Consider the following 19,578-nt stretch of genomic DNA (forward strand, 5'->3'; position numbering starts at 1 on the left):
CGTACTTCCACGGACTCTCCCCGGTCTAGGTCGGCTTCACCGTGGCGTTCGGGCCGTCGATTATCCGCTCGATGGATGCGCGCTTCGCTCGCCGGTACGGCGCCCAGACCCCCGACGAGCCGCAGAGTCGGCGCATCCTCCGCGGCGACCTGGCGAAGGTTATCGCCGCTGGATCGATCTCGGCAGTTCTCCTCGCGATCGGCCTCGCCCTCGCCGGTTGGGACCGCTCGTTCTGGCTCATCTACTGGATCATCACCGTGGTGTCCATCGTCGCTGCCTGGCGCGTCGTCGAAAGCTGGGCCACACGACGAGAGGCGCGCAGGCAGGAATAGTCGCGCTCGGCTCAGCGCAGAATCGCCGACAGCCTGTTCCTGCAGTCCACGTCCGCATCCCGGTCGCCACGCGCAGCGGCGATGGCCGTGCGGATGAGGTCGTAGAGGACCACATCGGCCAACGCGTCGACATCGTCCGCCGTCCGCCCCGCGAGCTCGGGCATCCGCGACAACGTGATCGCGATGCGGCGGTGCGCGTCTTCCATCGCCGCGCCGACCACGCCGTTCGCCGCGTGGTCGGCATCGAGCACGCCGTGCATGAGCGCCGGCCACTCTTCGGGATCGGAATGTCCGGCGGCGACAATGATCTCCGGCCACATCTCGAGGATCGGATCCTCCGCAATGAGCTCCGACACCGTCCGCGACAGCATCTCGGCCGTCCCCTCCGCGATGACCACAGCGAGGTCCTCGACCGTCTCGAAATGGCGATAGAAGCCGGTGGCGGAGATCCCCGCGGCGCGCGCGGTATCGCGCACGGCGAGCGCCGAATACCCCGACGACGCCACTTTCTCTCTCCCCGCGGCGACGATGAGGGAACGAGTGTGCCTCTTTTTCTCCGCCCGCGACATTCCGTCCGACATGCGTCAAACTCTACTACACGCCACTGACATGCGTGTTTACTCCCCGAGAACTCACGTTAATGACAAATTCAGGATCTTTGTCCAACGCCCTATTGCGCTTTCGGGGTACACCTGTACACTCAAAAGCGTCCGGAACGGGAAAGTGGCAGCGCACAGGCAGCGCGAGCAACACCAGCCCGAGCACCACAAGCACCAGGACAGCGCGCAACCGACCACCACGATCCCGCCCCGCACGGCAGCAGCCCAGATAGGCCCGCAGCGTCCCACCAGGCGCATCGGACACAGGCAGCGCCGCGGTAGGCGACCCACCCGACCGGACGCGACAACCCCAACGCTTCCCGGCCGCCACAGCGGCCACGACCTCCCCCGGAGGACCCACATGACGATCGACCAGGCAATCAACCACACCTCGCACGCCGGCCCCGCGCCCTCGCCGAAGAAGCAGCCGCTCGACAGACTCCTCGACGGGGTCGCGAAGCTCCTGCTCACCCCGCACCCCGCCGCCAGCTACGGCCGCTCGCTCGGCTTCCCCGGCCGCGTCGCCAGGGGCGAGGCGCGGGTTCTCGACGCGACCCGGCCCACCGACGACTGGCTCGTCCTCACACTCCGCCCCAGCCACGGCTACCGGCGCCCGCCGGCCGGCGGCGCGATCTCGATCGGCGTCGTCATCGACGGCGTCGTCCACCACCGCTTCTACTCGCCCATCGACCCGGTCGCGGCTTCCCCGCGTACCCCGGGCGCGCAGAGTGCGCGCACCGATCCCGCCGATGCCCTCGGGGACACGTCTGCGGAGCGGCCACTCACCCTCGTCATCCGCAGGCACGCCGACGGATTCGTCTCCGACCACCTATGGCGCACCGCGGCGCCGGGGCAGACCTTCCTCCTCGACGAGCGGAGCCAGGGCGATCCCGAGGCCGCGCTCCCCGAGCGCCGCCCGCAGTCCGTGCTGCTCGTCTCCGGCGGCAGCGGCATGACCCCCATGCTCGCCATCGCCTCGACCCTTGCCGCCGAGAACCACACCGGGAAGGTCGCGTGGCTCCACTACGCGCGCTCCACCTCGGACATCCCCGTCCCGGGCAAGCTCCGCGAGATCGCCGCCAACGCGAACATCGACCTGCGCATCGTCACCACCGGCAGCGGTGGGCCCGGCTCGCCCTCGGGGGACGTACCTGCGCCGTCATTCGACGAGAACAACAACCGCATCGCCCCCAAGCGCGCCCCGCGCCACCAGCCCACTCCCGCCACCGGCGACGCCGACCCGAGCCGCCACGGGCTGCGCGGGCAGATCCTCGCCGGGCACGTCGAGGCCGTCGCACCGTGGTGGCGCGACGCCGAGGTGTTCTGCTGCGGCCCCGACTCGCTGGCCGATGGGCTCGGCGAGATCCTGGGCCCCGAGCGATCGGAGTGGGTTCGGCGCGAACGGTTTGCGGCGGCTGTCACCGACATACCGGATACGGACGGCGGCACGGTCTCGTTCGCTCGCAGCCGAAAGGACGTCGATATCGACGGCTCCACGATCCTCGACGGTGCCGAGGCGGCCGGCCTCACACCGGCCTCTGGTTGCCGCATGGGCATCTGCTTTCAGTGCGCCGCGACTCGCCTGAGCGGCGCGACGCGCGACGTCCGCACCGGCGAGATCGACACCACCCCCGACAAGCAGGTGCAGATCTGCGTGTCCACCCCGGTCGGCGACGTCGAACTCGATCTCTGACCTCTCCGCTCCGCTCTCTGCACCCCACCCCAGCGCCAAGCTCCTTACCACCAAGCGCCCCACGACAAAGGAGGCACTCCCATGGCATTCCCCAACCCCTTTACCGCGCTCACCGGTCTGTTCACCTCGAAGAAGCAGCCTGACGGCGCACCCAGCACCACCCCGGCCCCCGCCCCCGCGGGCACCGTCCACCTCTCGCCGGAGGCTGTCGAGGAGATCGGCCGCGAGCTCGACGACCTGCGCAACCGGATCTCCGCCGACCTCGGCGAGACCGACCGGAGTTACATCCTCGGCATCATCAAGCTGCAGCGGCGGCTCGAGCTCACCGGCCGCGGGCTCATGTTCCTCGGCTTCTTCCCGCCCGCGTGGATCGCCGGCGTCGGCGCGCTGAGCGCCTCGAAGATCCTCGATAACATGGAGATCGGCCACAACGTCATGCACGGCCAGTACGACTGGATGCAGGACCCGATGGTCCACTCCTCGACCTTCGAGTGGGACAACACGTGCCCGGGCGATCAGTGGCGCCACTCGCACAACTTCATGCATCACACGTACACGAACATCCTCGATATGGACCGGGACATCGGCTACGGCCTCCTGCGCATGGAGCACGAGCAGGAGTGGCACCCGGGCTACCTCGGCAACCCGGCCTACGCGTTCGCGCTCATGTGCCTGTTCCAGTGGGGTGTCATGCTCCACGACCTCGAGTACGACCGCGTGCTCAAGGGCGAGCGCTCGTGGGAGGAGGTCAAGCCGCTGCTCAAGGGCTGGTGGAACAAGGCGGGCCGGCAGGTCACCAAGGACTACCTGCTGCACCCGGCGCTCACCGGTCCGCTGTTCCCGCTCACGCTCGCGGGCAACGCCACGGCGAACCTCATCCGGAACGTGTGGTCCTTCTCCGTGATCTTCTGTGGCCACTTCCCCGACGGCGCCCAGGTCTTCACTCCCGAGGAGTGCGAGGACGAGACGCAGGGCGAATGGTACGTCCGCCAGATGCTCGGCTCCTCGAACTTCTCGGGCGGGCGGATCATGCACATCGCCGGCGGGCACCTCGGCTACCAGATCGAGCACCATCTCTTCCCCGATCTGCCTTCGAGCCGCTACCCCGAGATCGCCGACGAGGTGCGCGCCATCTGCGAGAAGAACGGCCTCCCCTATAACACGGGGCCGCTGTGGAAGCAGGTCGCGAACGTGTGGGGCAAGATGTTCCGCCTCGCACTGCCGCTGCCGGCCACGAAGTCCGATGCCCCGCGCGTGATCATCGAGCGCCGAGAGAAGACGGACGCGAAGGCGGGCGCGGAGACCGTCGCCGCATAGCAAGACTCCCGCCCATGACGGCGGAGGTACCCAGCTCCGAGGCCGCCACCCCTCCCGGGTGGCGGCCTCTCGCGTGCGCCACTTCGCTTATTCTCCGATTGCCCTCCGACTACCTTCCGATGGTGACCTCCCGCTCGATCCCCACGCGCTCGGCGAATCCGTCGTCGTGGGTCACGAGGAGCAGCGCGCCACGCCACTCGGCGAGCGCGCCCGCGAGCTGCTCGACGCCCTCGATGTCCAGGTTGTTCGTCGGCTCATCGAGCACGAGGAGCTGCGGCAGCGGCCGCGCGAACAGCGCCGCCGCGAGGAACGCCCGGAGACGCTCGCCGCCGGAGAGCTCCCCGAGCCGCTTCGCGCCGGCCGCCCCCGTGAACAGGAAGCGCGCTGCCTGCGCGTGCGGCTCCGAGGGATCCGCCGACGGCCGGCGCGCTGCGATGAGGTCCACCACGCTGCGCTCCCGCTCCCCTGCGCCGACCGGCAGGTCCTGCGCGAGATAGGCGAACGGCACGGCGATCGAGCCGTCCGCCGTCATCCGGCGAATCGCCGTGGTCTTCCCGCTGCCGTTGCGTCCGACGAGCCGCACCCGCTCGGGCCCCATCAGCTGCAACGCACCGTCCGCCCCGACCGAACCGACTGCGCCGTCCTGCACCTCACCCCGTGCGTCCAGCACGATTCGCGAACTCGGCAGCCCGGGATCCGGCAACTCGATGCGCAGCAGCCGCACGCGGCGCACGAGATCGGCGGCCTCGCGCGCGGCATCCTCGGCTCCGGCCACCTTCTCCGCGTGCTGATCGCCGAGCTTCCCCGCCGACTTCTCCGCCGCGTCCTTGCGCATCCCCGCGACGATCTTCGGCACCCGCTTCTCGCGCTCGGCCTTCTTCCCCATTCGGGCGCGCGTCGCGTTCATCTGCTGCGCCTGATCCCGCTGCCGCCGCGCGGTCCGCAGGTCCTCGCGGGCGCTCGTCGCCGCCTGCTCCGCGGCGGCCTGCTCGCCCTCGATCGCCGCGCGCATCGCCGAGTACGGCCCGGAGAACTGCCGCAGCCCGCCGTCATGCAGTTCGAGCGTGGTGTCGGCGAGCTCGAGCAATTCGAGGTCGTGGCTCACCACGAGCGCGCAGCCGCCGCCGGCGATGAACGTGCGCAGCGCATCGAACAGCCGGCCGCGCGCCGCGGAGTCGAGATTATTCGTCGGCTCGTCGAGCAGAAGCACGTCGGCCCGCGCGAGTATCGCCCCGGCGATCGCCGCCAGGGTCCGCTCGCCGCCGCTGAGCTGCGCCGCGTGCCGATCGAGGTCCGCGGGTAGGCCCATCTCGCCGATGACGGCGGACGTCCTCTCCGCTATGTCCCACTCCTCGCCGAGTTCCGTGAAAGCGCCGGGATCGGTGGACCCGGCCTCGATCCGGGCCAGCGCGGCGAGGCGCCGTTCGATGCCGAGCAGCGAGGCGAGCGTGGGACCGGGCTCGCCCTCTGCGGGCGACTTCTCGCCGAGCAGGTCCTGCGGGACGTACGCGACGATCCCCGCGCCCGCGGCGGGACCCGTGGCGGTGCCCGCGGTGGGCGCGAGTTCGCCCGCGAGGATCCGCAGCAGCGTGGACTTACCAGCACCGTTACGCCCGACGAGCGTGGACAGCCCCGGCCCGAGCGAGAAATCGAGCCCTGCGAATACCGGCGTGTGATCCGGGTGCGCGTAGGCGAGGCCGATACAGGAAATGGAGGTCCTGAGGGTCGATCGCTGGGTAGACACGTGTGCGCCCGAGAGGTGTAGAGAAGGGTCGCCCGCGAAAAGGGGCGAAGGACTCAACACCTAGGCATGCACCGTGGACCGAACTCCTCTGGCCGGGGGGAACGCCGCAGCCCCTCGGCCCGCGCCATTACGCGCGAAAGCCGCCGTGCCCGGCGTCTGATACGGCGACGACTCTAGGCACGGCGGCGTTCGCCGTCAAGGGTGGGAGAGCTACACGGGCTGCAGGTTCTGGATGAACGCCGGCCTACATGAACGCCGACGGCGGCAGGCCGGCCTGGCCGCCGGTGGGCAGGAGCTTTTCGAGGCGGTTGAGGAACATGTGCGACTGCACCGCGGTCCAGCAGTTGTTGAGCAGGAAGTAGATGCCGATCGCGATGGGGAAGTTGAACAGGAACGCGCCGACCAGGGGGAAGATCGGGAAGATGTACATCATGATCTTCATCGAGGAGTTCATCGACTCCGAGAGCGCCTGGGCGAAATCGGGGACCTCGGGCTCCTCGGCCTTCTTCTTCGCCTTCGCCTCGGCGTCCTCCGCGGCCTTCTTCGCCGCGGACTGGGCCTTCGACTCGTCCCCGTCGATCGCCACGACCTCGCCGTCGACGACCGGGCCGCCCGCGCGCTCGGTCTCCTCGATGAGCCGCTCCTCCTCGGCCGCGATCTCGCGCGCCCGCTTCTGGCGGTTCATCGAGTTGCGCATGTTGATCCACGTGGCGATGCCGGCGAGGGCGAAGAGGATCACGCACATGACGAGCAGCCCGGTCTTGCTCGCGTCTCCGCCGGTGAGCGAGGCGAGCTGCTCCTGCGGGATGCGGATGTACGCGGCGAGCGGGACGCCGAGGAACTGCGCGGCGTGGAACTGCGAGACCTGGTCCGGGCCGAAGGCGCCGTTCGACTGCTGCGCGGCCTCGGCGATGGACATTCCCTGCGGGGTGAACCCGATAAGCGTGTGGTAGAGCCCGAGGAAGACGGGGATCTGGACGAGCATCGGCAGGCAGCCCGACAGCGGGTTGACCTGCGCTTCCGAGTAGATGCGCTGCATCTCCTCGGCCTGCTTGGCCTTGTCGTCCTTGAATTCCTTCTGGACTCGCTTTAGCTCCGGCGTGAGTGTCGCCATCTTGCGCATCGAGAACATCTGCACCCACATCGGGCGCAGGAGGATGAGCCGGACCGTCACGACGAGCAGGAGGATCGAGCCGACCCACGCGATCCCCGAATCGCCGGGCACCACGAGGCTGAGCAGCCAGTGCCAGAATTTCATCACCAGCGAGACCGGGTAGGCCAGCGCATCCAACATCTACGAATCCTTCGGGCGGGTGGTCACGGTCGGTCCGGAATTACCAGAGCCGAGTTTCCAGATACTTATCGCTCCAGTGTGACAGGTCGGCGGCACGTGGGCCGCACCCGTATCTAGCCGTCGATCGAGCAGCCCACCCACACGGGCTCCGGGTGTAGGCGCACACCGAACGCGGCCTCGACCCCGGAACGCACCTCGCGCGCGAGCGCGGCGAGGTCGGAGGTCCGCGCCGAACCGCGGTTGGTGAGCGCCAGCGTGTGCTTCGTCGATAGCCGCACGGGCGCACCCGAGCCGGGAAAGCCCTTGCCGAAACCGGCCCGCTCGATGAGCCACCCGGCCGAGAGCTTGACCCCGCCGGGCGCGGGGAACGCGGGCATGGATTCGGCGACGTCCTTCCCGATCCGCGCGGCGACCTTCGCGCGCACCGTGTCGATCTCGTCCTCGGTGACCACGGGGTTGGTGAAGAAGGACCCTGCGCTCCACGTGTCATGATCCGCGGGGTCGAGCACCATGCCCTTGCCCGCGCGCAGGCCGAGCACGACCTCGCGCGCGGCGGCCGCGGCCACGCGCTCCCCCTGCGAAACCTCGAGGCGCGCGGCGAGCTCGCGGTACGCGATCGGCTCGGACAGCCCATCGGAGTGGAGAAGGAATTCCACGGCGAGCACCACGCCGCGGTCGCTCCCCTTGAGCTTCGACGTCCGGTACTCGAGCCCGAGCTCGGCCGGCAGCAGCCACTCGTCCGCGCCAGTCTCGCGGTCGAGCACGCGTACGCGCCGCAGCACCTGCGCGACCTCGACCCCGTAGGCCCCGACGTTCTGGACCGGCGTCGCCCCCACGGACCCCGGGATGCCCGACAGGCACTCGAGCCCGCCGAGCCCGGCGGCCACGGTGGCGCGGACGAACTCGTCCCACACGGCCCCCGCCTCCGCGCGCACCACGGTGCGCCCGGGCGGAACCGGACCTGCGCCGTCATCCGCGTCGATCTCCGGGGAGAGGTCGATGCCCGCGGCACTCACGGCGACGACGTGGAAGTCCACCCCCTCGTCGGCGAGCACGAGGTTCGAGCCGCCGCCGAGCACGAGCACGGGCAGGCCGGCCTCGTCGAGCCGCCGCACGCACGCGGCCACGGCGTCGAGCGTCTCGGCCTCGAGGAAGGCTGACGGCGCACCTCCGAGTCGCAGTGTCGTATGCCGGGACATCGGCTAGGCTTCCACGAGGCGGACGCCGGGGAGCGACGCGAGCTCGGAGACGACCGGGGCATCGGAGGGGCGTTGATTCACGCGCCCTAGGGTAGCTTCACCCACCTGCCCGCCGCACTTTCCTCGCGGCCCCGGCTGCACCGTTATTGTTATGACCATGTCCACTTCTTTCGAGTTCACCGCCTCCACGTCCGCCTCCGTCGACCAGGTCTGGGAGTGCTACAGCGACGCCGCCTACTGGCAGAAGCGCATGTACGCGGCGGGCTCCGAGAAGGATTCGATCACCTCGTTCGAGGCCGGCGAGGATCAGGTAAAGATCGAGTTCGAGCAGGTCGTTTCCGGCGAGCACATCCCGTCCTTTGTCTCGAAGATCCATTCCGGGGACCTCCCCATCGAGCGCACCGCGACCTACGAGGCGCCCGCGGGCGGCGAAATCAACGCAGTGACGAGCGGCGGGGCGCTCGGTGGCGTCCTCAAGGTCACCGGGACGCTCACGGTGCGCAGCGAGGGCGAGAAGACGGTCGAGGTCGCCCGCGGGCGGATCAGCGCGTCGGTGCCGCTTATCGGCAAGAAGATCGAGGCGATGGTCGTCGAATACCTCGAGCAGGCCCACGACGCCGAGGTCGCCACCATCGACGAGTGGATCGCGGCGCAGGGCCAGTAGGCCCCGGGGCGAGTAGGGCGCGGAACACCACACCGCCGCCGTGCGCCATTCGAGGGCGGAAGTAAGGACGGCGGGGCCCGGCGGGGCTCGCGCCCGCTCGGGCGTGCCCGTCGGCACCATTACGCGCGGGACCACCGGGTTCAACCGGCTGCGCCGCCAGGATCGCTGGCTCGCCTCCCGCCCGGAGGTCCGCTCGGTGCTCGCCGCGGCCGAGCGCCCGCTCGTCGTGGACCTCGGCTACGGCGCCTCGCACGCCACCACGGTCGAGCTCGCCAGGTGGATGCGAAGGATCCGCCCCGACGTCCGAGTCGTCGGCCTCGAGATCGATCCGGCACGCGTGCTCCCGCCGCGCGACGGGGTCGAGTTCGCGCTCGGCGGCTTCGAGCTCGCCGGGCTTCGCCCGCACCTCGTGCGCGCCGCCAACGTGCTGCGCCAGTACCCGGAGTCCGAGGTCCCCGGCGTGTGGGATCTCCTGCTCTCGGGCCTCGCGCCCGGCGGGATCCTCGCCGAGGGCACGAGCTCGGAGTCCGGGCGCATCGGCACGTGGATCACCGCCGACCGCACGCGCGGACCGCGCACCCTGACCGCCGCGTGGAACCCTGCCGATCCTGCGGCGCGCGTGCCCTCGGGCATCGCCGCGCGCCTACCCAAGGCGCTCATCCACCGGAACGTCCCCGGCGAACCCATCCACGCGCTACTCCGCGACGCCGATGCCGCCTGGGCCTCCGCCGCGCACGCGGGCTCCTTCGGCCCCCTGCATCGTTGGCGCCTCGCCCACGCGGCGCTGCGCGAGGCGGGCTGGCCGCTCGAACGGCTGCGCGCAGGCCTGCGGGAATGCCAGTTCACGATCCCCTGGGACGCCGTCGCACCGCGATAGGTCCCGATTCACAGGGGAATCTCGGCCTCCGAGTGGGCGAAACCGAGTTGGATCCGGAACAATCGGGCCAATGAGTACTGCCACCCTGCCCCGCTCCGGAAACCGCCGCTCGGGCGGCCGCGGCGTCCTCGCCGGCCTGCTCGGCGGCATCGTCGTCGTCGTGATCATCGCCCTGATCGCCGCTGTCGTGGCCGAGTTCATGCTCCGCGATCGGATCCAGTCCGAGATCTCCGACGCCGCGACCTCGTCCATCGGCGCGCCCGCCAACGCCGACATCGACGGCCTCGCGCTGGTCACCTTCGCCGAGAAGAAGGCCTCGGGCGTCCACATCTCTTCCGCGGAAGGCACGAAGCCCGACGGCACGCCGGCCCCCGCGCTCGATGTCCAGCTCAGCGATGTCGAGCTCGGCGACAACTCCGCCACCGCACAGTCCCTCACCGGCACCGCCACGCTGAGCTCGGATGCGATGCTCGAGGTTGCGCATGGAGGGCAGGGCGACAGCGGCGGGGACATCCTCAGCCAGTTCGCCTCGGTCCAGTCGATCACCCCCAACGTCGACGCCGGGACGCTCGACGTCTCCCTCGGCGGGATCGCCAACGCGCAGCTCGTGCCGCGCGTCGACAACGGGGAGCTCTCGCTCGACCCGCAGAACGCACAGATCTTCGGGATGGACCTGCCGTCCGACCTGCTCGGCGGCACGATCAGCCTCGTCCAGGAGACGGTCAAGGAGCTCCCCGAGGGCGTCTCGATCAGCGGCGCCCACGTCACCGACGCCGGGTTGGTCATCGATCTGCAGGGCGAGAACGTCACCCTCAGCCAGTAGGGAACTCGCCGAGGATCTCGGCCGAGCGGCTCGTCCCGATGAGCGTCGCGCCGGCCTCGAGCATCTCCACCGCCCGCGCGGCCGTGGAGATGCCACCCGAGGCCTTGACCAACACGGATCCCGTCGGCTCGACAGCCTCGGCCATCACGCGCACGGCCCGCGGCTCGGCCCCTCCTGCCGGGTGGAAGCCCGTAGAGGTCTTGACGACGTTGGCCCCCGCCTGCGCCGCGAGCTCGCATGCGCGCGCCACGGCGGCATCCGCCTCGCCGGCGCGCCCGGCGCCGAAGGCGGCGTAGATCGCCGCCGTCTCGAGGATCACCTTGAGCACCACGGGGTGCGGCGCCGCGTCCCGCACGGGGACGATCTCCCCGAGGATCTCCTCGTACCGCCCCGCGATGATCGCCGAGTAGTCCACGACCATGTCGAGCTCCGCGGCCCCCGAATCGACGGCGATGCGCGCCTCCATCGCCTTGATGAGCGGGTGGTGCTTGCCCGAGGGGAAGCCGATCACGGTGCCCACGGGCACCTTGGCGCCCGAGACCGGCAGCATGTTCGGCGACACACAGAGAGTGCGCACGCCCAGAGCCGCCGCCTCGGCGGCCGCCTCCAACACGTCCGCCCGGGTGGCCTCGGGGCGCAGCAGCGTGTGGTCGATCCTGTCGGCCATCTCGGCCCGGCTGAGGGGGAAGTCCGTCGTCATATCCGCGTGATCTCCCACTGCTATCGCCTCCGCGTGGTGACGGCGGGGCGAACATCCGCGTAGAACACGCCGACCGCGACGACGCCGATGACCCCGAGGAATCCGTACGGCTTGAACAGCACGAACACCGCCGCCGAGACGAGGCATACGGTGAACCAGCCCCACTTGTTCCATTTGCCGTGCGCGACGAAGGCGCCGGCGTCCGCGCGGGCGCACAGCAGGGCGCCCACGAGCGCCCAGACGATGAGCACGACCTTGATGATCGTGAGGACCAGGTCGAGGCCCGTGGTGAGGCTTCCGATAAAGAGCTCGTTCATTGTCTCCATCCTACGGAGGCGGGCCGATCCGGACGACTGCACTCGAACCACAAGCGAGCGCGGCGCCCGCCCCCTGAGGGGCGAACGCCGCGCTCTGCTGTCTAGCCCGACTGCTCTGCTGCGACCCGACTGCTTAGTTCGCGGTCTTCTTCGCGGCCGTCGACTTGGTGGCCGTGGCCTTCGTCGCGGTGGACTTGGTCGCGGTGGTCGACTTGGCGGCGGTGGTGGCCTTCTTGGCCGGCGCCTTCTTCGCGGGGGCCTTCTTGGCCGGCGCCTTCTTCGCGGCGGTGGCCGGCTTGTTGGCGGTGCGCGCCTCGACCTTGGCGGAGGCCGACTGGACCTCGTCGGAAGCCTCGAAGGCGGCGTCGGAGACCTGGTCAGCGGTCTTCTCGACCGCATCCGAGACGTTCTCGGCGGCATCCGAGACGTTGTCGGCGGCCTCGTGGGCGGCGTCGGAGACCTTGTGCGCGCCGCGCACGCCGAGCGAACGGGTCTGGCGCGAGACCGTGCCGAGCGCCTCCTCGCCGAGCTCGATGCCCTCGTTGATGCGGCCGTCGGCGGAGGTGACGGCCTCGCCGGCGCGGTTGAGGCCCGCGTCGAGCTGCGGGTTCTCGGCGCGCAGGCGGGTCACGACGTCCTCGCCGCGGGTGGCGAGACCGGAGTAGATGCCGGCCGCGACCTGGACGTAGGCCTCGGCGACCTTGCGGAGCTCCTCCGGCTTGTACTTCTCGAGCAGAGCCTGGACGTCCGCGGGAAAGGTCTGGACGCGATCCGGCACCTCGGAGACGCGATCCTGGAGCTCCTGCGCACGCTCCTCGGCGCGGCGACGGATGCCCGTGACGACGTTCGTCGCGGCCTCGATGGCGAGATCGTTCGCGCCGATGTAGGCGTAAACGGGCGTGCGGACGACTCCGAGCGCCTGGCCGAGGGGGCCCTCGAAGGCCTTGTCGGCGGCCTTCTTGGCGGTCGAGGACTTCTTCGCGGTGGTCTTCTTGGTAGCCATGATGTTCTCCTTCTGCGTTCTTTTCTCGGGGTGTTTCGTTCTGTGGGGGGGAATGTCTAGGTGGATCGCGGGGGCGGCACCGCCGCGGTATCGGCGACCGGCTTGGCCGAATCGTCGGGCTTGGCCGAATCGACAGACTCGGGGCTCGCGGCGTCGTCGCCGGCATCCGGATGGCCGTTAGGCGCGTGCACGCCGTTGTTTGCGATGAACGCGTCGTAAATCTCGACGAGGACGATCCGCTGCTTGTCGGTGAGCTCCCTGGCCGTGACCAGCGCGTCCCGCGTGGTGCCCTCGCGGTTGTCCTCGAGGATCCCGGCCCGCATGTAGAGCACCTCGGCCGAGACACGCAGGCCCTTGGCGATCTGCCCGAGCACCTCGGCGGACGGCTTGCGCAGTCCGCGCTCGATCTGGCTGAGGTACGGGTTCGAGACGCCCGTCCGCTCGGCGAGCTGCCGGAGGGACACCTCCGCCGCCTCTCGCTGCGCGCGGATGAACGAGCCGATGTCCTGCGCGGCATGGCCGACCATGCGCTCGATCGCCGAGGGATCATCCCCACCGGGGAGGCGCACGAGGTCCTTCGCGGGCTTCGAGGGTTTGTTCGGCTTGGCCTTCGCCTCACCACTGGCCTTCGCCGCAGAGGTGGGTTTCTCAGCCGAACGACGTGAAGTTGCCACGGTTGACTCGAACCTCCTCTCCGCGACTGCGCCCGATTCTTGGAGCAAGGATCGAGTTCCGAGCTCTGCGGCGCATGCCTGCAATCCCCAAGCTAAGGGGGCTTGCTAGCAATTGCAAGCACTTTGCTAGCAAAGGTGATACGACTCACATTAATCGCTTTACACATGTAGGGATAGTGGGACGATCGACCGCATGGCGGGGCCGGAAATCCGCTAGAAAATGAGCAGCGTGAGCGAGTGGATCACGACACCGGCGAGCGCGCCGACCACCGTGCCGTTGATGCGGATGAACTGCAGGTCCTTGCCCGCGAGCAGCTCGATCTTGCGGCTCGCCTCGGCCGAATCCCAGCGCTCGACGGTCTCGGAGATGATCGACGTGATCTCGCCCGCATAGTTGGACGCGACGAACGACGCCGTGCGCACGAGGTATCCCTCGACCGACGCGCGCATGCGGGAGTCGGCGACGAGATTCTGCCCGAGCCGCCCGGCGAGCTGGTCCAGCTTCCCGCGGAGCTCGGAGGAGTTGTCCTCGGTGGCCTCGATAAACGCGGACTTCGCCGAGGCCCAGGCCTGCGCGATCGCCTCGCGCGTCGCAGGGCGCGCGAGAAGGTCGTCCTTGAACCGCTCGACCCTTGCGATCGAATCGGGGTCGTACTGCAGGTCCCGCGAGAGCTGCTCGAGGAAGTTGTTGAGCGCGACGCGCACCGAATGCTGCGGGTCGTCGCGGATGGCCCGCGCCCACTTGAGCACCTCGTCGTAAGCGCGCTCGGCGACGAGCTCGTTGACCAGGCTCGGCGCCCACGTCGGCGCCTTCTCGGTGACCCACCGCTCGATGGTCTGCGGGTTGCGCTGGACCCACGATTCCGTGCGGTCCGCGAGGAGCTGGACCACCGGCTCCTGCCGGCCCTCTGCGACCATTTCGCCGAGCACCTTGCCGAGCGGGGGCGCCCACTCGCGCTCGGAGATGCGCGCGACGAGCGTCCGCTCGATCAAGCCCACGGCATCCTCGTCCTTGAGGACCTCGAGCGCCGCCCGGATCAGCTTCGCCGCCTGCCCGGACGCCTTGGTCCGGTTCTCGGGCACGAGCAGCCACTCCCCCGCGCGCTCCGGGATACGGGCGCCCGCGACCTTGCCGGACACGAGCTCGGGATCGAGGAAGTTCTCGCCGACGAACTCGCCCAGCGACTCTCCGAGCTGGTCCTTCTTCTTCGGAATGAGGGCTGTGTGCGGGATCGGGATGCCGAGGGGATGACGGAAGAGCGCCGTCACCGCGAACCAGTCCGCGAGGCCACCGACCATGCCCGCTTCGCTGGCCGCGCGGAGGAAGCCGGCCCACTCGCCTGCATCGCGAGCGAGCGCGATCTGCGAGAGCACATAACAGAACGCGGCGACCAGCAGAAAGCTGGTCGCCACGATCTTCATGCGGCGGAGCGCGCGGGCTCGCTCAGCGTCCGCCGGGCTCGCCTCGGCGAAGGCGGGGGTCACTGTCGTTAGTGCGCTTCGTCGCGCTTGTGCGTCTTGAACCCTGCGACGATGATCGCCAGGCCCACGATGTTGACCACGACGCAGAAGACGAGCGCCGCGATGCACATGCCCATCGAGACGCTGCCGTTCTCCTGGTGGTAGGCGAACGCCGCGAGCGGCAGTCCGAGCGTGGCCATGCCGAGGAGGAGGATGGCGGAGCCCCAATTGACCTGCCAGCTGTTGAGCGGGTAGATCCGCTCCGCCTGATCGGCGTACTCGGGGTAGTACGCCTTCTCGATCTGCGGGCCACGGTGCTCGAGCACAGGAGCGTGACCTTCGTGAACCTCTGTGGCTGCCATGGCAGGTCCCTTCAAACTAGGTATTTGTGCATAGTCTAGACGGCCCGCCGCTAGGCGGAGGAATTCCCCCCGTGGCGGCGGCGCAGGCGCCGAGCGGCGGCGACGAGGTTCCGCAGCGAGGGCTCGAGCTGCCACGTGTACCGGGTCTTGAGCCCGCCATCGGGCACCGCCCACACGCGCTCGATCCCGAGCGAATCCACGGCCTGCCGCAGCCTGCGGTGGAGCAGGTCGATATCGGGCACGAAACCCGATCGCGACTCGTACACCCCGGGCGCGACCTGCCTGGTCAGCGTGTGGTCCTCGAGCGCGTCGAGGACCCAGTCGATCGAGCGGGTCGCGACGATGCACGTGACGTCGGCGTCGAGATCCTCGATCGCCTCCTTCATCACCTGCAGGCTCGAATACGACATGTGCGTGTGGATCTGCGTGTCAGGCCGCGCTTCCTCCGTGCCGAACTTGAACGTGTCCACTGCCCACGCGAGGTAGGACTCGCGGTCCGCGCCGCGCCGCGGCAGGAGCTCGCGGATCGACGGCTCGTCGACCTGGACAATCGCCATCCCCTCGTTCTCGAGGTCAGCGATCTCGTCGCGCACGACCAGCGCGATCTGGTACGCCACGTCCTCGGCGGCGATGTCCTCGCGCCGGAACGAGCGCGCGAGCATGGTCACGGGCCCTGTGAGCGTCGCGCGCACCGGCTTGTCCGTGAGCGTCTGCGCGTACGCATTCCACTCGAGGGTCATGGGCCGCGGCCGGCTCACGTCGCCGAACAGGATCGGCGGGCGCACGCACCGGCTGCCGTAGGACTGGACCCAGCCATAGGTGGTGACGGCGAAGCCCTCCATCAGCTCCGCGAAGTACTGGACCATGTCGTTGCGTTCGACCTCGCCGTGCACGAGCACGTCGAGTCCGATGTCCTCCTGCAGGCGGATGACCTTCTCGATCTCCTCGCGCAGGTACGCCGAATACTCCTCGTACGTGGTCCTGCCCTCGCCGAGGTCCTTGCGCGCCCTACGGATCTGCGGGGTCTGCGGGAAGGAGCCGAGCGTCGAGGTCGGCAGGACCGGGAGCTGGAGGCGCTCGGCTTGGAGCTCCGAACGCTCGGCGTAGGGCATCCGCGGGTGGCGGGCCGCGCGGGCCGCGTCGACTCGCGCGCGTACGTCGTCACGAACGGAGCCCTCCCGTTCGGGCAGGCGGCGCCACCGCTTGGTCGGCCCGTCCTCGAGCGCGTTGGCGAGCGACACGACCTCGGCGACCTTCTGCTTCGCGAACGCGAGCGTGTCGTCGAGCGCGGGATGCAGCTCGGTCTCCTGCAGCACGTCGTAGGGCACGTGCATGAGGGACGACGAGGTGGAGACGACGAGGTCGGGGAACTTGTCGCGCAGCTTGATCAGGTAGTCGAGCGTGGCGAACTTGTCGTTGCGCCAGATGTTCTGCCCGTCGATGACGCCGGCGTACACGCGCTTGCGGCGGAGGCCCGGGATCGCGGCCAGTTCTTCGACGTCGTGCAGGCCGCGGACCAGGTCGAGGCCGACGGCCTCGACGTCCGTCGACGCGAGCGCCGGCAGTGCGGGCCCGAAATCGCCGTAGGGCCCCGTGACGAGGATGCGCGGGCGCAGCGGGGCGGCCGAGAGCCGCTTATACGCCTCGCGGAAGCGCTTGATCTCGAAGTCGGAGCGGTCCATTGTCATCGCCGGCTCGTCGAACTGGACGCACACGACGCCCGCGCGGGCGAGGGCCTCGAGGAGCTTCTCGTACTCGTCGAGGAGCTTGTTCAGCAGCATGATCGGTCGGAAGCTGTCCGCGGCCGTCTCCGCCGACTTCGACAGGAGCAGCAGCGAGAGCGGCCCCGTGATGACCGGGCGGATCTCGATGCCCAGCGCGTGCGCGCGCTCGACCTCCTCGAGCAGAGCGTCCGGCCGCAGCCCGAACACCGAGGTGTCCTCGAATTCCGGCTGGCGGTAGTGGTACGTGGTCCCCTCGAGCTTGACCAGCTCCAGCGGCGGGTACTCCGGCTTGCCGCGCGCCATGGCGAAGTAGAAGTCGAGTGGATCGAGCTCCTCCTCGAGCGGCCGGAACCGGTGCGGCACCGCGCCGAAGAGCAGCGCGTCGTCGAGAATGTGGTCGTAATACGAAAACGTCTTGCCCGGGATCTGGGTGAGCCCCATCGCCCGCAGCTCGAGCCACGTCGACTCCTGGATCTGCCGGCCCGCCGCGAGCAACTCGGCCTGCGGCGAGCCGTCGTGCCAGTAGCTCTCCAGCGCCCGCTTGAGCTCGCGCCGCGGGCCGATCCTCGGGAACCCGAGGACGCTCGACGCGCGCTTGTGATCGAGGTGCGCTATGGAATCAGTGTGGCCCGGCATTGACACTCCCGAGGTAGCGGAAAACTAGAGGGGTATACGGACGTCCGGCGTCAGATGAGGATTTACTGGCCCGACGGCTTGAGGACGCGGCCGTCCTTGTCGTAGCGGTAGAAGCCGTGGCCGGCCTTCTTCCCGATGCGCCCTGCTTCCACCATGCGGAGCAGCATGGGCGGCGGCGAGTACAGCGGCTCCTTGAACTCGGCGTACATCGAGTCGGCGATGGACTTGACCGTGTCGAGACCCACGAGGTCGGTGAGCGTGAGCGGCCCCATCGGGTGCGCGCAGCCGAGGACCATGGCCTGGTCGATGTCCTCGACCGTGGCGAATCCCGATTCCGCCATGCGGATCGCGGAGAGCAGGTACGGCACGAGCAGCGCGTTGACCACGAAGCCCGAACGGTCTGCGCTGCGCACGACCTGCTTGCCGAGCAGCCCCGACGCGAACGCCTCCGCGCGCTCGGTGACCTGCTCCGACGTCTCGAGGGTCGTGATGAGCTCGACGAGCGGCAGCACGGGCACGGGGTTGAAGAAGTGGAGCCCGATGACGCGCTGCGGGTTCTGCGTGACCATGCCGAGCTTCATGATCGGGATGGAGGAGGTGTTCGACGCGAGCACTGCGTCCGGGTCGGTGACGACCTCGTCGAGCTCGCGGAACAGCTCGGTCTTGACGGCCTCGTCCTCGAGCACCGCTTCGACCACGAGCTGGCGGTCGGCGAAGTCGGCGATCTCGGTGGTGAACCGGAGGCGCAGCGCCGCCTGCTCGCGCTCGCGCTCGGTGATCTTGCCGCTCGACACTCCCCGGTCGAGGGACTTGAGGACGCGGGCGCGGCCGGCCGCGGTGAGCTCGCGGGTGTTCTCCCAGACGAGCACGTCGACCTGCGCACGCGCGCAGACCTCGGCGATACCGGCACCCATCTGGCCAGCGCCGATGACTCCGACGCGAGTGATCTTGGACGCGGTGTCCGCCGCGGGGGTCGCGGAGTTCTCTGTCATGACGGTGGTCTCCTTGCAGATGGTGGATGCCGGCAAGCGGTAGTTGCGGATAGCACGCGGGGCCGCACCCCGGAAGGGCGCGGCCCCGGTGTCAGGGGAGAAAGCCTGTTCCTAGTGGAACTGGCCCTCCTCGGTGGAACCCTTGAGCGCGACGGTGGAGCTCTCGGGGTCGACCGTGGTGGCGATGCGGTCGAAGTAGCCGGCGCCGACCTCGCGCTGGTGCTTGACGGCGGTGAAGCCACGCTCCTCGGCGGCCTTGAACTCGCGCTGCTGCAGCTCGACGAAGGAGGTCATCTGGTTGCGGGCGTAGCCGTAGGCCAGATCGAACATGCTGTAGTTGAGCGTGTGGAAGCCCGCGAGGGTGATGAACTGGAACTTGAAGCCCATCGCGCCGAGCTCCTTCTGGAACTTGGCGATGGTCTCGTCGTCGAGGTTCGCCTTCCAGTTGAAGGACGGCGAGCAGTTGTAGGCGAGGAGCTGGTCCGGGAACTCGGCCTTGACGCCCTCGGCGAACTTCTTGGCGTACTCGAGATCCGGGGTGCCGGTCTCCATCCAGATCATGTCGGCGAACGGGGCGTACGCCTTCGCACGGGCGATGCAGGGCTCGATGCCGTTCTTGACGTTGTAGAAGCCCTCGGCGGTGCGCTCGCCGGTGATGAACTCCTTGTCACGATCGTCCGCATCGGAGGTGATGAGGGTCGCGGCCTCGGCGTCGGTACGCGCGATGATCACGGACGGCACGTTCGCGACGTCGGCCGCGAGGCGGGCCGAGGTGAGGGTGCGGATGTGCTGCTGGGTGGGGATGAGCACCTTGCCACCAAGGTGGCCGCACTTCTTCTCCGAAGCGAGCTGGTCCTCCCAGTGGACGCCGGCGGCGCCCGCGCCGATCATGGCCTTCTGGAGCTCGTAGGCGTTGAGTGCGCCACCGAAGCCGGCCTCGGCGTCCGCGACGATCGGGGCAAGCCAGTTCTCGACGGACGTGTCGCCCTCGATGCGGGAGATTTCGTCGGCGCGGAGGAGCGCGTTGTTGATGCGGCGAACCACGTTCGGCACCGAGTTCGCCGGGTACAGCGACTGGTCCGGGTAGGTGTGGCCCGAGAGGTTCGCATCGCCGGCGACCTGCCAGCCGGAGAGGTAGACGGCCTCGAGGCCGGCGCGGATCTGCTG

Annotated in this window: 19 protein-coding genes; 6 read left to right on the forward strand and 13 right to left on the reverse strand. The window is 69.3% G+C overall.

The genetic code is table 11. The annotated features are described in order from the left end of the window. The first annotated feature begins 71 nt into the window (after positions 1-71). The gene (locus tag V7E05_RS10375; protein WP_333619581.1) at positions 72-332 is read left to right on the forward strand and encodes a hypothetical protein; all 261 of its coding nucleotides are present in this window, start codon (positions 72-74) and stop codon (positions 330-332) included. An 11-nt stretch (positions 333-343) separates the two neighbouring features. On the opposite strand, the gene V7E05_RS10380 is transcribed toward V7E05_RS10375, so the two are convergent. After that, on the reverse strand, positions 344-913 hold the full coding sequence (locus V7E05_RS10380) for a TetR/AcrR family transcriptional regulator (RefSeq protein WP_333619582.1): 570 nt from the start codon (positions 911-913) through the stop codon (positions 344-346). 379 nt (positions 914-1,292) lie between these two features. On the opposite strand from V7E05_RS10380, the gene V7E05_RS10385 reads away from it, so the two are divergent. Then, complete coding sequence (locus V7E05_RS10385) at positions 1,293-2,624, forward strand: flavin reductase family protein (protein WP_333619583.1); 1,332 nt, start codon at positions 1,293-1,295, stop codon at positions 2,622-2,624. Between the two features lie 81 nt (positions 2,625-2,705). Then, the gene (locus V7E05_RS10390) at positions 2,706-3,941 is read left to right on the forward strand and encodes a fatty acid desaturase family protein (protein ID WP_333619584.1); all 1,236 of its coding nucleotides are present in this window, start codon (positions 2,706-2,708) and stop codon (positions 3,939-3,941) included. A 109-nt stretch (positions 3,942-4,050) separates the two neighbouring features. On the opposite strand, the gene V7E05_RS10395 is transcribed toward V7E05_RS10390, so the two are convergent. From V7E05_RS10395 to V7E05_RS10405, 3 genes are all read right to left on the reverse strand, one after another. Beyond that, positions 4,051-5,685, reverse strand: coding sequence for an ATP-binding cassette domain-containing protein (locus tag V7E05_RS10395; protein WP_333619585.1), 1,635 nt, complete (start codon positions 5,683-5,685; stop codon positions 4,051-4,053). A 244-nt stretch (positions 5,686-5,929) separates the two neighbouring features. Then, positions 5,930-6,979 carry a membrane protein insertase YidC gene (gene yidC, locus V7E05_RS10400; RefSeq protein ID WP_333619586.1) on the reverse strand — a complete coding sequence of 350 codons (1,050 nt, stop codon included), beginning with the start codon at positions 6,977-6,979 and terminating at the stop codon, positions 5,930-5,932. A 113-nt stretch (positions 6,980-7,092) separates the two neighbouring features. Beyond that, entirely contained in the window at positions 7,093-8,178 is a 1,086-nt protein-coding gene (locus V7E05_RS10405) for a UDP-N-acetylmuramate dehydrogenase (RefSeq protein ID WP_333619587.1), read from the reverse strand. A 157-nt stretch (positions 8,179-8,335) separates the two neighbouring features. On the opposite strand from V7E05_RS10405, the gene V7E05_RS10410 reads away from it, so the two are divergent. The 3 genes from V7E05_RS10410 to V7E05_RS10420 all read left to right on the forward strand — a co-directional run bounded on the left by V7E05_RS10410 (position 8,336) and on the right by V7E05_RS10420 (position 10,542). Continuing rightward, a complete protein-coding gene (locus V7E05_RS10410) occupies positions 8,336-8,842 on the forward strand; it encodes a DUF2505 domain-containing protein (RefSeq protein WP_333619588.1) in 507 nt (168 codons plus the stop codon). 103 nt (positions 8,843-8,945) lie between these two features. Next, positions 8,946-9,719 carry a class I SAM-dependent methyltransferase gene (locus V7E05_RS10415; RefSeq protein WP_333619598.1) on the forward strand — a complete coding sequence of 258 codons (774 nt, stop codon included), beginning with the start codon at positions 8,946-8,948 and terminating at the stop codon, positions 9,717-9,719. A 70-nt stretch (positions 9,720-9,789) separates the two neighbouring features. Continuing rightward, positions 9,790-10,542, forward strand: a complete 753-nt coding sequence (locus V7E05_RS10420; RefSeq protein ID WP_333619589.1) for an LmeA family phospholipid-binding protein — start codon at positions 9,790-9,792, stop codon at positions 10,540-10,542. Here V7E05_RS10420 and deoC read toward each other — a convergent pair. The 9 genes from deoC to aceA form a co-directional block, all read right to left on the reverse strand. After that, complete coding sequence (deoC, locus tag V7E05_RS10425) at positions 10,532-11,242, reverse strand: deoxyribose-phosphate aldolase (protein ID WP_333619590.1); 711 nt, start codon at positions 11,240-11,242, stop codon at positions 10,532-10,534. The genes V7E05_RS10420 and deoC overlap by 11 nt on opposite strands. A 20-nt stretch (positions 11,243-11,262) precedes the next feature. Beyond that, positions 11,263-11,559: a DUF2516 family protein gene (locus V7E05_RS10430; protein ID WP_333619591.1), complete on the reverse strand. Its 297-nt coding sequence runs from the start codon at positions 11,557-11,559 to the stop codon at positions 11,263-11,265. 133 nt (positions 11,560-11,692) lie between these two features. Continuing rightward, positions 11,693-12,562 (reverse strand): hypothetical protein, encoded by an 870-nt coding sequence (locus V7E05_RS10435; protein WP_333619592.1) that lies wholly within the window; start codon positions 12,560-12,562, stop codon positions 11,693-11,695. A gap of 56 nt (positions 12,563-12,618) precedes the next feature. Beyond that, positions 12,619-13,089, reverse strand: coding sequence for a helix-turn-helix domain-containing protein (locus V7E05_RS10440; RefSeq protein WP_333619599.1), 471 nt, complete (start codon positions 13,087-13,089; stop codon positions 12,619-12,621). A 360-nt stretch (positions 13,090-13,449) separates the two neighbouring features. Further along, positions 13,450-14,721, reverse strand: a complete 1,272-nt coding sequence (locus V7E05_RS10445; protein ID WP_333619593.1) for a DUF445 domain-containing protein — start codon at positions 14,719-14,721, stop codon at positions 13,450-13,452. Between the two features lie 5 nt (positions 14,722-14,726). Further along, positions 14,727-15,059 (reverse strand): hypothetical protein, encoded by a 333-nt coding sequence (locus tag V7E05_RS10450; RefSeq protein ID WP_333619594.1) that lies wholly within the window; start codon positions 15,057-15,059, stop codon positions 14,727-14,729. A 50-nt stretch (positions 15,060-15,109) separates the two neighbouring features. Beyond that, entirely contained in the window at positions 15,110-17,419 is a 2,310-nt protein-coding gene (metE, locus tag V7E05_RS10455) for a 5-methyltetrahydropteroyltriglutamate--homocysteine S-methyltransferase (RefSeq protein WP_333619595.1), read from the reverse strand. Positions 17,420-17,481: 62 nt separating this feature from the next. Further along, entirely contained in the window at positions 17,482-18,411 is a 930-nt protein-coding gene (locus V7E05_RS10460) for a 3-hydroxybutyryl-CoA dehydrogenase (protein ID WP_333619596.1), read from the reverse strand. 111 nt (positions 18,412-18,522) lie between these two features. Continuing rightward, the coding region (aceA, locus tag V7E05_RS10465; RefSeq protein ID WP_333619597.1) for an isocitrate lyase at positions 18,523-19,578 on the reverse strand (1,056 nt) is incomplete at its 5' end.

Source organism: Dietzia sp., assembly GCF_036741115.1.
Classification (GTDB): Bacteria; Actinomycetota; Actinomycetes; order Mycobacteriales; family Mycobacteriaceae; genus Dietzia.

What these genes read in the sequence shown, in the direction of transcription:
- V7E05_RS10375 (WP_333619581.1), top strand. Translation starts at nt 72, where the DNA reads ATGGATGCGCGCTTCGCTCGCCGGTACGGCGCCCAGACCCCCGACGAG.
- V7E05_RS10380 (WP_333619582.1), bottom strand. Translation starts at nt 913, where the DNA reads ATGTCGGACGGAATGTCGCGGGCGGAGAAAAAGAGGCACACTCGTTCC.
- V7E05_RS10385 (WP_333619583.1), top strand. Translation starts at nt 1,293, where the DNA reads ATGACGATCGACCAGGCAATCAACCACACCTCGCACGCCGGCCCCGCG.
- V7E05_RS10390 (WP_333619584.1), top strand. Translation starts at nt 2,706, where the DNA reads ATGGCATTCCCCAACCCCTTTACCGCGCTCACCGGTCTGTTCACCTCG.
- yidC (WP_333619586.1), bottom strand. Translation starts at nt 6,979, where the DNA reads ATGTTGGATGCGCTGGCCTACCCGGTCTCGCTGGTGATGAAATTCTGG.
- V7E05_RS10405 (WP_333619587.1), bottom strand. Translation starts at nt 8,178, where the DNA reads ATGTCCCGGCATACGACACTGCGACTCGGAGGTGCGCCGTCAGCCTTC.
- V7E05_RS10410 (WP_333619588.1), top strand. Translation starts at nt 8,336, where the DNA reads ATGTCCACTTCTTTCGAGTTCACCGCCTCCACGTCCGCCTCCGTCGAC.
- V7E05_RS10420 (WP_333619589.1), top strand. Translation starts at nt 9,790, where the DNA reads ATGAGTACTGCCACCCTGCCCCGCTCCGGAAACCGCCGCTCGGGCGGC.
- deoC (WP_333619590.1), bottom strand. Translation starts at nt 11,242, where the DNA reads ATGACGACGGACTTCCCCCTCAGCCGGGCCGAGATGGCCGACAGGATC.
- V7E05_RS10430 (WP_333619591.1), bottom strand. Translation starts at nt 11,559, where the DNA reads ATGAACGAGCTCTTTATCGGAAGCCTCACCACGGGCCTCGACCTGGTC.
- V7E05_RS10435 (WP_333619592.1), bottom strand. Translation starts at nt 12,562, where the DNA reads ATGGCTACCAAGAAGACCACCGCGAAGAAGTCCTCGACCGCCAAGAAG.
- V7E05_RS10440 (WP_333619599.1), bottom strand. Translation starts at nt 13,089, where the DNA reads ATGGTCGGCCATGCCGCGCAGGACATCGGCTCGTTCATCCGCGCGCAG.
- V7E05_RS10450 (WP_333619594.1), bottom strand. Translation starts at nt 15,059, where the DNA reads ATGGCAGCCACAGAGGTTCACGAAGGTCACGCTCCTGTGCTCGAGCAC.
- metE (WP_333619595.1), bottom strand. Translation starts at nt 17,419, where the DNA reads ATGCCGGGCCACACTGATTCCATAGCGCACCTCGATCACAAGCGCGCG.
- V7E05_RS10460 (WP_333619596.1), bottom strand. Translation starts at nt 18,411, where the DNA reads ATGACAGAGAACTCCGCGACCCCCGCGGCGGACACCGCGTCCAAGATC.